We start from the raw sequence: 10,288 nt of genomic DNA, 5'->3' as shown, positions 1-10,288 counted from the left end.
AGGACGACGCCGAGCATCGAACACTGGATGGACGGGTGACAGAAGTTCAATACCATCAGCTCGATCAGATGACAGCTGAACAAGCTGGTCTTGCACCCGGAACATCCGTCGAGGAGTTTCGCCGCGGTCTTCGTTCTCATTATCCTGCGCTCTCCGATGAAGATGAGGTCGGCGTAGTCGCATTTGAAGTTGCCTGATTCGCCTTCACTTCTGAGCGTTGGTGCAACGATTTTGCCCGTTCCGGGAACCTCCTGCGGGACACGATTTCAAGGGCATCACTTTTACATCCGACATTGTTTGTGGGGATTATCGGATACCCAAAACAATCTGATTTTTGTCCGTAGTGGAACGATCATTTAACCTCGCCGGACTGGTTTTCCGTGAGGTCGCAAACACCACGACTGCAATGGCTGTAGGAGACGCCGAAGCAAAGCTCTGAACTAAGAAATGACTCTTGTAGATGCCGCAATGGGCAGGGCCGAACACTGAGCAAACGGCGTCGACTGTCCGAAATGAATCGCGAAAATGCCGTGCTTAATTCTGAGCGTCGAGTTGGAGAAGCATTGTATCCGAGCCACCGTTGCGATCGACTTTGACGAAGCCTAGGCGCTCATAAAGCGCCCGGGCACGGTTCCCGTCTTCAACGCTGAGGCTGATAGCTCGCAGTCCGCGTGAGCGTCCGATTGTAATGAGGCTTGACATGAGAGCCGTGCCAGCACCTATACCGCGGTGGCCAGGCAGGACTCCGATGGTCAGTTCAGGAATGTCCTCTGCAATAAAGCCATAGCCGGCGTCGTCTGGGGCGAAGGTCCGACACCATGCTCCACCAATCTGGACACCGTCATGCGTCTGTGCCACGACGCCGAAGTCACCGACTCGCGGCCAACCCTTGAGGTAGCGCGAAAGATCCGTATTGGTTGCGAACTCTTCGTGGGTGAAGCGCGCGGCGCCGTTCCAGTTCATTGCCTCGAAAGCTGCCAAAGCCAGAGTTGACTTGTCGTTGGCAATTGCTTCTCGGACTTTGACTTCGTTGTCTTCCATGAATCCCACCCTAACTCACCGATATTACGAAGGGTGCACGTCAAATATGTCCCAAAAGGCGGTCAGCGACGAGGTGTCGCCTAGTGATGTCGCGTTGGTGAGGCATCGATCACTTCATCTCGCTGGGGGAACGCTCACTGGGACACGATTCAGCGCAACCGCGGAACTCGTGCGAGGACCAGCCTGAAGGGATGAAGAAGCTGGCCGTCGTCACTGGCGCCAATCGAGGACTTGGGTGTTCCTTGGTGCAAGAGTTCTCGGAGTCCGGTTGGAGCGTTGTCGCGATCACGCGCTCACCAGAGGTCCTGAAAGCCGGGGCCGGATCTGCGGACGTCACAACGGTCCAGCCATCCCGCTCGGCGGCACTCGTCCACCGCGATTGGGAGACCTTGTCACTCGTCGTCGGGGGCGGCAATGAAGAAGTCTAGGATCACCGCTTCGATCTTGCTCTCAAGAGTCCTCAGGGCCGTCTCGGGCCAACCGTAGTAGCCAGTCACGTAGTTCATAGCGTTGTAGAAGGCCGCTAGCGCTGCACGAACGTCCTTCTCAACCGACTCAATAGTGACGTAAACCTTCGCGACGTTGCGGCCTGTCTTCTCGTCCTTAGTCCAGCCACGCATCTCTCTCACCGTGTAGAGGGTCGGGTGGGTGAGGTTCGAGAGCAGCCCATATATGCCCGAGGCCACAGTCGCATCAATAGTGCCACCGAAGCTGGCGGTGAGGTCATACATCCACTTGACGGAGTCTTCAAGGCCCGGCAGCTCTTAACCGTGAAGCCGGTACTTGCTCAGTTCCTCGGGAGTCGAATCGCGGAAGCGGGCGGCAATGTCCGCCTTGACCTTCTTGTAGGCGTCCGCCGTACGCGTGTAAGTGGGGTCGCTCTTGCCGCGAAGACGGCCGGCGTTCATCTTGGCTTCCTCGGCGCTCTTCAACTCCTCGAGGCAGGCGCGAGCAAGACGGTCTTCCGGAGCCTCTGTGGGGTCGTTGCCGGTCACCCACACCGCGTGTGCGCAATTCTCGATTACGGCGCGCAGAAGCAATGGCGGAGTGGCACCACCTCTGCAGCCCTCAGTAGAGCAGCCCAACTACCCAAATGCGCCGCGGTGTTGAAGAGAAAAATCTGGATGGCCTCTGCGATTAGGCGGTGGCCGGTTTCGCCAATCGGCTTGTCGATTACCGGATCAGGCGATGGCAGGAACATCGCTGCCTGAGCCGCGCCCGATCCTGCTGCCGGTTCCCAGTGAAACTCGTTGGCGGTCTCGTGGAAGGCCTCGCGGCAAGCCGATAGCGTCTGCGCCAACTCCCCGAGGCGGTCGCTGTACGTGGAAGGCATGGTCTGCCAGTAGGTCATCGTTGAGCCTTTCGGGCGAATCGACATAGGTTCAAAAGCTAGCAGCCTAGTTCGTGCCACGCTATAAATCATGACGCGGTAGCTGTGGCAACTTAAAGACCGAGTGGCAGTGACAGCATCTTTGTTTCGGAGGAGAGCGAGATCAAGTCTTCGATGAAGATCGACGACGAAGGCTGGCTGGAAAGGCTCGGTCAGTTCGCGCCCAGCTACTCAATCAGGGTGCCCGGTAGCCTAACCCTCTACGGACTAGAAACGGCCAAAGGTAAGGCTGATCAATTGTGGGTCGGTGCATCCGAGGCCAGATCGCAGGGCGCTCAGTACTGAATCGGCCGCTCTCTCGGGTTGGTCTTGTCGCATAGACCAGTTGGGATTTCCATTTTCTGGCGTAGACCAACCGCTGTGGCGAAGGTAGCCGTCATTAATTGGCCAAACGTCGGCTGGCAAGAACTGCTCGGAGACGACCTCGCATTGAAAGTTACCCTCGTTGATGGCGAACTGACCGTAGACCGAGTAATCACGAAGTCCGATGTCGTAGGTAACCAGCAAGTATCTGCGACTAGTCATTCCTTTAAGGAAGCAAGCTAATTCCCGAGCTATTTCCGCCCAGTCCCGTCCAGGTTCATGAGTAGCCAGTTCTGTCTCTGCGAACGGGCCCTCGGGTGCCAACCACGTGGGCATAGGCATGCCGAGCAGATTGAGTAGTCGAACCAAGGTGTCCTCGACAACAACGTCCATGGGGTCTTCAACGCCCTCCGGTGCCATGAGAGCGAGCAATTCTGTTGCAGCGAGATTGGTACCGAGAACGGATGAAGCCCATTGGGAAAATCCGAACGATTCGGCCTGCAGATCTACAGGGTCGCTCGCGGCCGGGTCCTCGAAGTAGTCGCGGGGTTGGAATCCTAAAAAGAAGCGACCGGATGAGCCGGCAACGGGCCGGTAGTCCACGGTGGCAAAGTCGCTATCGTGAACGGAAATTCGAAGTCGCCAGTCGGTTCCTTCTTCGTTCTTCCATGATCCTGACGCGAAAACTAAAGTCTCGAAATTGCCCAATTATCCCCCTGGTAGCGATGGCTACGGTCACGCTACCAAGTAGTGGCAGTAAAATCTAGCGTTCACTCATGACTCTCGAGATGACCAAAATGTATGGCCGTAGCCGTCGGTGGTATAGATGACGTGCCCCGCAAAGGAACGTTGAGTGGGACACTCATTCGACTGAATGGGACCAGACATTATTGCGGGCAGCCACCTGTTTCCACCCACTAATGACGACGTCAACCGCTTAGCGTCGGCCTAGCGGGCTCTGTCCTTTCAGACGCTCAACTCTGCGGCCGCGCATGTTCTGCGAAATGGGAGAGAGCCAGCCGCATTCAGCTGCCCCTCTCCCATTTCTTGTTACTTGCGTTTTTGGTTGTCTCTTGAAGCCGTTGAGTGAATGGCTTTGGCAAGGTCGAGGGGTCGGCTCCACATGGGCCAGTGCCCCGTGGGCAGGTCGATGATGTCGAGCCGCTTGAGGTTCGCGACCTCCGCAAATATTGGATGGCCTACTTGGACCAGCTCCATCACCTGTTCGCTCGAGATCGAGCAGCACACCAGGGTGGTCGGGACGTTGCGGCGGGCCTCGTTTGTGAGCTCGACGGGCTGCCGAACCACTGGACCCGGCTCAGGGACCGCCAGAGCCCGAAAACGCTCGAGGACCTCTGTGCGTAGGCCTTCGAGGCTCGCCTGTTGCCCGAGCACATCGAACGACGGCAGCGGCAACTCATTCAACTCATCCGGGAAGTCGGGGGCGAAGACACTGCCCGCCGCCACAGGGCCGGAGTCGACCCACACTACCCCGTGGACAAGCTCGGGGCGCCTGTCAAGGACGAGGCTAACGGGGGCGTTAGCCCCACTGTGGGCGACGAGAATCGCGGGCTGATTTCCCTGTTGAGAAATGACGCCTAGGATCGCTTCTGCCTGGTCGTCGAGAGTCTTTGTCGCACGTTCAGGATCGTCCGCATCAAGACCAGGAAGCGTCATTGCGATTGCACGAGAGTGGTCGGTTTTCAAGTGTTCAAGTACCTCATCCCACGCCCAGGCCCCCAGCCAGTGGCCGGCGATGAGAATGATGGTTGGGCTGCGCTTAGTAGTAGTTGTTGTCATGTCACAACTCTCGCAGGTGCTTCAGACAAGGGTGTGTCACTATTTATGTCATGAATTCATTTAGGTCTGAACGGTGAAGCGTGCCGAACGACTCCATGCTCTAGCCGAGATGTTGCGCCGCAGCGGAGCGCAGGGGGTCTCCGCCGAACGGTTGGCGAGAGAGTTCGAGGTATCCGTGCGCACGGTCAAGAGGGACCTCGATGCGTTGGAGAATAGCGGGGCGCTCCTTTGGTCGCGCCCAGGCCCTGGAGGTGGCTATGGATTGGCCGACGGTGCGTCCTTACCGCCTGTCAACCTTTCCCAAGCGCAGGCCGTGGCGCTCATGGCGGCCGTGTCCGCTGCCCCCGATGCCCCCTTCGCAGATCTGGCAGCCAGCGGCATCCGGAAGATCCTCGACGTCCTCGATCCCAGAACCCGAGAAGGAGCTGAAGAATTGGCCCAACGTGTCTGGGTCAACTCGGTTCCTTCATCTTTGCGCGCAACAAAGTCAGCTTTGGAAGAGGCGATGGCCGAGCAGCGCGTAGTTCGCATTCGCTACACTTCGAAAGACGGCGCCATGACCACCCGCGACGTCGAACCGGTGCTGTTCGCATCCACGAACGGCCAGTGGTACCTCATTGGCTGGTGCCGGCTGCGTAGCGCAATGCGATGGTTTACCGTGTCACGCATCGATCGGGCCAACGTGACTAGGACGGCCTGTAGCGGCCACACCGTCCAAGAGGTTGGATTACCCCCGGTGAATGCTAGGCCGGTGCACGGACGGGGCGAGTGAACCACTGAAGCAAAGCTCAGCAGGACGGCGAGGGCTGCCCAGCGGATCCTCGACGTAGCCGTCGAAGGAAGTCAGCATCCATGGCTGTTGCCTCGCTATTGATGGCGTGTTCGGCCACTGAGGATGTGGAACGCATCTTCAGTGATGACAGCGTCAGTTTCAGATGTTGCCTCTACTCCCGTATTTCCTCCCGGACAGGTTTGAGGCCTACTGGTGTTGCCTCGCCGACAGTGGCCGGGAATTGGCATGTAAATTCGCCCTTGTATCCGAAGAGGAAACCAAAAAGCGGGTTCCGTACCTGCGCCTGAATTGTGTATACACCGCGGCTCTCGTCGTAGCTCTCGTAGACGTCGGCTGTGCCGGTGCCTATGGCAGGAAAGTCGAATGCCACGGGCCCCTCGTAAAACCGCTGCCCGCTCGTTTGCAGGTGCAAGGAACCATCAGGGAGAACTTCCAGAAGTAGGTCCGTGGCAAGGTGCTGGTGGGTGCCAAGGTAATCCACAATGGCGCCGCGTTTCATGCTGTGCACCATGGTCGCGTCGAAGCGGCGTTTCTTGGCGCCCGGCATTTTCAGTGTCCTGATAAAAGTGACGGTAGGGCGCCCAAATCCGTCAATGTAGGGATAATTCTCGATCGTGAACGGGATGTTGGTTCCATGGTCCGGAAAGAGGATGTTGCGGAAGGCACCAAAACGTAGAAAAGGCGCCGTCCACCAAGCTCCACGGCGGACCTCGGAAAAGACGCCTGTCCCCACGCAGGCATAGCCGGACTCCACATCAACACCGAAGCGTTTCTGCATCATAGGATGCAGGCGATGAAAGTCTTCTCCCAGTTCAATTTCAAAAATCGAGGGCATACCTATTTCTTCTCCTTCGGTTGCTTGTTAGCAATTCCTGCATGGTCGGGCTCTCGTAGGTCTGCGAGTGTCGAGGGGGCACGTCCTGACCGTTTATCCGGTGCGTTGCGTAGGCATCGCCCGGCCCGTGGGACTGACCAATGAGGCTCGGCGAAGCATGCGATCGCGACTGCTGCACCACTCAATGCTGCCATCGCTGTGCTGCGCTTAGACAGTGCCCGGCGAAAGAGCCCAACTGCCACCAGTACGCCGCCTGTCCTTGCTCCGGCGTCCAGGAACCAGCGGTTCCGAGAGGTTTGGGGTTCCAGATCCGATTCGGCCCACAAGCGAAGGCGGTCAAAACTTAGTGCCGTGGCCCAGCCAAGCGCCGGGCGGATGATCGAGCTGTCGAATGCCTTCCCCACCAGCCCCATGCCCGGCTCATAGTTGTACCCAGTGATGAACCGGAGCCCGTCCTCCGTGGGGATATACCTCCAGTATCCCGCCCCTGGGCCAATGGGCGAGAGAGGGTCCGCCGTATCAAATTTGAGTACCGAAGTTGCTTGGCCATCCGCTCGTTGGCGGTGTCCCAACGAGGTCCCTGTTCCCCTAATAGTGTGCAGAGGAAGGAGAAATTCATAGCAAAAACGGACCTGGCACTGCGCGTCTTCCCCGATAGGAACAATACGTGAGAACCGTAGATCCCAGCGGGGGTGCGCCTGCGGATCCTGACTCAGCTCCCACACCCGGTCCAAAGAGGCATTAATGCGAATCTCAATGTATAGCGCCTTGCGAGCAGATACGCTTCGCCCCAATCTATTCCCCATCAGATCATCCTAAACCTGGGACAGGAATGTCCTTTGCCGGTCCGACACCGCTGAGTTGTATCGTCCCAGGTAGCGGTGACGAGGAGCTAGATACGGCTGTCCGCATGGGAACCCTCAGCGGTACGTTTCGAGTGGACAATAGGTGTAGAGGTCATAGCTGAGTGCTTGGGACTATGACTTTGCCGCTGTTTGCCGGCAAAGTCATGAACTCAGGGATCAATATGGACCGGGTCGTTCCGTCTCACCGAGGCCTTGCCGCGGAGGGCGTAACCCTGCTGAGATGGATACCGTTGAATCACGGGTGGCTGGCGCCAACATCCCATAAGCGCGTTTCTGTTGGCCGCCTGCGGGCAGTTCGGATTGGCCGTTGGCGCGCTTGGCTGCATCATCAGGAGATGATCCAACGCTCCCTTATGCCCAGTCGGTTGACTCTCGTTCCGCTGGGAGACGAGCATCTCGAATGCGAGGTCACCCTTGACGAAAATTCCGACGTCATGAGTTACCTAGATGGCGGCTCGGAACACGCATCGGCACACCACTAGGATCCTGAGTCTGACCCGTCACACCCGCCGGAATTAGTGACATCGACAGTCAAAAGACTGCCGTCCGGTGTCCGATCCCCAAGTATCACGGAGTAAGCAATGAGGATCAGGAACGGTACCAACACAATGTCCACCAACATCCATGTCGACAGGCCCATGGTCGCGGGCACCAGAATTGACACCGCGTACACTGCTGCCGAAACAATGCAGAAGACCTTCGTGCGCGGGCACATCGGTTCTCGTTTCACCGGCCTATTGACGACCTTCTTCGGTGAGGAGCGACGATGCTGACGTCGAACTATTTGAGATTTGGATCGCTTGCTCATGATTGATCGTAACCCGCAGCCACCAACCTGGGATGCCATTGGGTGCCGGGGACCAAAGAGGGGAGCAACAGCCGCTGCACTAGAGCCATCGCAATACCCTTGGCGAGCCCTTCGCTGTGTCGAAACAGCCCAGTCCGGCCCGACGGTCTAGCGCCAGACGAGGGAACTTTGGAAAGGACTAAAGGAGGGGCTTGGTTCACCGCATCCAACGGTGCTAGCGGACGTGAAAGTGACAAGTGAACCATGCACACACACATGAAAAGCCATGTACACAGAGGCCAAATTAGCATGGACATTAGGCGTTTTAGAGGTTTCCGCTTGTTCAGCTGACGTGGTCCGCAATGACATTCTCGCCGCGATTGCAGAGGTCCGCGCCGTTGCTTGATCAGAGCAAGACGAAGGGCGAAGGGCGAAGCTACAGCGCCGATTGGCTCGATGAACAGTTCATCGACGTGACAGGTGCACACCCTCTCCGTGCAGCCGCTGCCTACGCGCTGACTCTATAAGCCGGGATGGGGTCCTTCGCCGACGTCCGAACGGCTGTATTGGCTCACGCGATCGACAAACTGGCCGGCGCCCTGCGGCAAGCGTGAGCTTTGGGTATCTAGCCAATTCATCGAAGGTCTAACGCTTAGTCGCCATAGTGTCCCAACACCAACCTTCTACGGGAATTGTATTGGGCATCGTGGCTTTCATATTCTTTTGCTTCGCTGTGGAACTCATGCTGTAGCGTCGGGTGAAATCGATATTGGGGGAGAAAAATGAAACATGCGTCATTTCCATTCGTTGTGGTGGCGGGACTTGCTGCGCTTCGACTGAGCGGTTGTTCGGGGGAATCGGGGCTTAGGGCCCTGGACCGTGCAGCTACACCCGACGATGCACTGCCTTTGTTCGTCACATTGCAGGAGCAGGTGGACAGGGACAGTGCGCGCCTGCTCGCCACCAGAGACGGGGTGCGATACTTCGCACTGCAGAGCGACGACGCCAGAACCACCTGCTTGGCCGTTGTTCCGCCAGGTGTGGATCCCGAATGGCAGGTTGGTTGCGGCGACGCGAGACGAAGCGGTGAAATAGTTAATATGTCGTCATCAAAAGAACAGCTGTCAACGATTCTCTTAGGGGATGACTCCGACACCGGAAAAGATGAACCTCGCTGGACAAAGATCGCAGACAACCTTCCTATTTTGGACCCCCAGAAGATCGCTACGTGCGATGTCGTACCACGCGTAACTGGTCAGGCCACGCCCACCCTGCAGGGGGAACGCTTTGCGGGACAGATTGCAAGTTCTGGCGCCACCTATGGAGTATCGACGTGCGAAAAGGTGTGCTCGAGCTGGGGATAGTCGCGTTGTAGGCTTTGCGGAACCATGTTTCACGCAAACCGAGCTAGTTGGGGGAGCAGTTGCATACTTCAGAAATTGATCTAGAGGTACTCTCTCGAGGTTGGAGCGACTGGCTCCGCTTCGCAGAGGTTGTGCAACTATTTCGTGAAGCAGGCTCGGCGGCGCCACGAGAAGACTCAATTCTGTGGGTGCTCAGATTTTGCAGCGAAGGCGTTCTGGAAGCAGGCAACTACGATATTCAGGGGCTCAACAAGTGGCCGGAACGCGGTCGCGAATTGGAGAGCAGGATGCGTGAATGGCTCGTCCCTGACCCGCGTGATCCGTTGGGCGCAGTCATGAATCTCATGTTCGATCTCACGGCCATCGGTAGACGATTGATTCCAGACGAACTGCAATTCTGACCCCTGGTCTGGCCTGCAGGATTATTCGCGGTAGCGCGAGAATTCCCGCAGGGGAACCACTACTGGGACGCACGCTCCAGATCGCATCGGTCCCTACCAGAGGGCAGGCGATCTCTAGTCTTCTTTGGGAGAGAAGCCAAACAATTTCATCATGCGAGGAACTTGGATGATCTCGTAGTCTGGTGCCCTCAACGAAGTCTCGAACCATTTCACGAAGAATTCCAATGGCCGGCCTGCGGCTTCTGCCCAGGCTATGGCCTCCCTGACTTCTGAAGCGTTGGAGATTTCATACTCATCCACAGCCCAGGTATATCCGGGCTTGGGGGGCCCCGACCAAATCCGTGCCCGATATGTAGGTACGTCGGAGTCTTCTCCGACGTTGTGCTCTGGCATCCACCGAACGTCCATCCCTTCACAGTAGGGCATCTCTCGATTGACGAGAATGTATCGCGGAAGATCTATGCCATTCTCAGAAGTCGGAAGCACAAATATCAGTACTCATCTGCACGGCCTTACCGCGTCCGTAGGGCGAACTCTTACCGGGCTGGTGGGTATGGCGTGAGGCATTCCGAATTGTAGGGTGCCAGTTTTGCCCGCGATGTCATTTGCGTGAACGATCTTTCCTTGACGAGGACTATGACCACAAGGCACACGACAAGCAGTGCGGCGTAGAGCCCCTTAACGAGTGCCCCATTTCCGATGAAGATC

13 protein-coding genes are annotated in these 10,288 nt (G+C 57.3%); 5 read left to right on the top strand and 8 right to left on the bottom strand.

Features of this window, described 5'->3' with window-relative positions:
- A partial coding sequence (locus CVS28_RS19495; protein ID WP_133159162.1) for an ASCH domain-containing protein occupies positions 1-197 on the top strand: 197 nt, incomplete at its 5' end.
- Positions 198-534: 337 nt separating this feature from the next.
- On the opposite strand, the gene CVS28_RS14670 is transcribed toward CVS28_RS19495, so the two are convergent.
- Positions 535-1,041 (bottom strand): GNAT family N-acetyltransferase, encoded by a 507-nt coding sequence (locus tag CVS28_RS14670; protein ID WP_103482003.1) that lies wholly within the window; start codon positions 1,039-1,041, stop codon positions 535-537.
- 191 nt (positions 1,042-1,232) lie between these two features.
- Here CVS28_RS14670 and CVS28_RS20470 point away from each other — a divergent pair, with 191 nt between their 5' ends.
- On the top strand, positions 1,233-1,469 hold the full coding sequence (locus tag CVS28_RS20470) for an SDR family NAD(P)-dependent oxidoreductase (protein ID WP_133159161.1): 237 nt from the start codon (positions 1,233-1,235) through the stop codon (positions 1,467-1,469).
- Here CVS28_RS20470 and CVS28_RS19985 read toward each other — a convergent pair.
- From CVS28_RS19985 to CVS28_RS14655, 5 genes are all read right to left on the bottom strand, one after another.
- Positions 1,434-1,772, bottom strand: a complete 339-nt coding sequence (locus CVS28_RS19985) for a hypothetical protein (RefSeq protein ID WP_207797227.1) — start codon at positions 1,770-1,772, stop codon at positions 1,434-1,436. The genes CVS28_RS20470 and CVS28_RS19985 overlap by 36 nt on opposite strands.
- A 33-nt stretch (positions 1,773-1,805) precedes the next feature.
- On the bottom strand, positions 1,806-2,036 hold the full coding sequence (locus CVS28_RS19980) for a hypothetical protein (RefSeq protein ID WP_207797226.1): 231 nt from the start codon (positions 2,034-2,036) through the stop codon (positions 1,806-1,808).
- Between the two features lie 26 nt (positions 2,037-2,062).
- Positions 2,063-2,392 carry a hypothetical protein gene (locus CVS28_RS19975; protein WP_207797225.1) on the bottom strand — a complete coding sequence of 110 codons (330 nt, stop codon included), beginning with the start codon at positions 2,390-2,392 and terminating at the stop codon, positions 2,063-2,065.
- 246 nt (positions 2,393-2,638) lie between these two features.
- Positions 2,639-3,442 (bottom strand): TY-Chap domain-containing protein, encoded by an 804-nt coding sequence (locus CVS28_RS14660; protein ID WP_103481996.1) that lies wholly within the window; start codon positions 3,440-3,442, stop codon positions 2,639-2,641.
- Positions 3,443-3,784: 342 nt separating this feature from the next.
- Positions 3,785-4,534 (bottom strand): alpha/beta fold hydrolase, encoded by a 750-nt coding sequence (locus CVS28_RS14655; RefSeq protein WP_103467543.1) that lies wholly within the window; start codon positions 4,532-4,534, stop codon positions 3,785-3,787.
- Between the two features lie 73 nt (positions 4,535-4,607).
- On the opposite strand from CVS28_RS14655, the gene CVS28_RS14650 reads away from it, so the two are divergent.
- The gene (locus CVS28_RS14650) at positions 4,608-5,306 is read left to right on the top strand and encodes a helix-turn-helix transcriptional regulator (protein ID WP_103467544.1); all 699 of its coding nucleotides are present in this window, start codon (positions 4,608-4,610) and stop codon (positions 5,304-5,306) included.
- 172 nt (positions 5,307-5,478) lie between these two features.
- Here CVS28_RS14650 and CVS28_RS14645 read toward each other — a convergent pair whose 3' ends face one another.
- Entirely contained in the window at positions 5,479-6,108 is a 630-nt protein-coding gene (locus CVS28_RS14645; protein ID WP_243399909.1) for a DUF4166 domain-containing protein, read from the bottom strand.
- 1,528 nt (positions 6,109-7,636) lie between these two features.
- Here CVS28_RS14645 and CVS28_RS19800 point away from each other — a divergent pair.
- On the top strand, positions 7,637-7,801 hold the full coding sequence (locus CVS28_RS19800; RefSeq protein WP_165788175.1) for a hypothetical protein: 165 nt from the start codon (positions 7,637-7,639) through the stop codon (positions 7,799-7,801).
- Between the two features lie 1,437 nt (positions 7,802-9,238).
- Positions 9,239-9,580 (top strand): hypothetical protein, encoded by a 342-nt coding sequence (locus tag CVS28_RS14625; RefSeq protein WP_133159160.1) that lies wholly within the window; start codon positions 9,239-9,241, stop codon positions 9,578-9,580.
- A 114-nt stretch (positions 9,581-9,694) separates the two neighbouring features.
- Here the strand turns inward: CVS28_RS14625 and CVS28_RS19480 are convergent, their stop codons facing one another.
- A complete protein-coding gene (locus CVS28_RS19480) occupies positions 9,695-9,880 on the bottom strand; it encodes a hypothetical protein (protein WP_133159159.1) in 186 nt (61 codons plus the stop codon).
- Positions 9,881-10,288: the final 408 nt, after the last annotated feature.

This window comes from Arthrobacter glacialis (assembly GCF_002909415.1).
Classification (GTDB): domain Bacteria; phylum Actinomycetota; class Actinomycetes; order Actinomycetales; family Micrococcaceae; genus Specibacter; species Specibacter glacialis.
This window is presented reverse-complemented; position numbering and strand designations above follow the sequence as displayed.

Excerpts from the sequence above, each read along its gene's own strand:
- CVS28_RS19975 (WP_207797225.1), bottom strand. The coding sequence starts at position 2,392 with ATGACCTACTGGCAGACCATGCCTTCCACGTACAGCGACCGCCTCGGG.
- CVS28_RS14670 (WP_103482003.1), bottom strand. The coding sequence starts at position 1,041 with ATGGAAGACAACGAAGTCAAAGTCCGAGAAGCAATTGCCAACGACAAG.
- CVS28_RS14645 (WP_243399909.1), bottom strand. The coding sequence starts at position 6,108 with ATGATGCAGAAACGCTTCGGTGTTGATGTGGAGTCCGGCTATGCCTGC.
- CVS28_RS20470 (WP_133159161.1), top strand. The coding sequence starts at position 1,233 with ATGAAGAAGCTGGCCGTCGTCACTGGCGCCAATCGAGGACTTGGGTGT.
- CVS28_RS19800 (WP_165788175.1), top strand. The coding sequence starts at position 7,637 with ATGTCCACCAACATCCATGTCGACAGGCCCATGGTCGCGGGCACCAGA.
- CVS28_RS19985 (WP_207797227.1), bottom strand. The coding sequence starts at position 1,772 with ATGTATGACCTCACCGCCAGCTTCGGTGGCACTATTGATGCGACTGTG.
- CVS28_RS14655 (WP_103467543.1), bottom strand. The coding sequence starts at position 4,534 with ATGACAACAACTACTACTAAGCGCAGCCCAACCATCATTCTCATCGCC.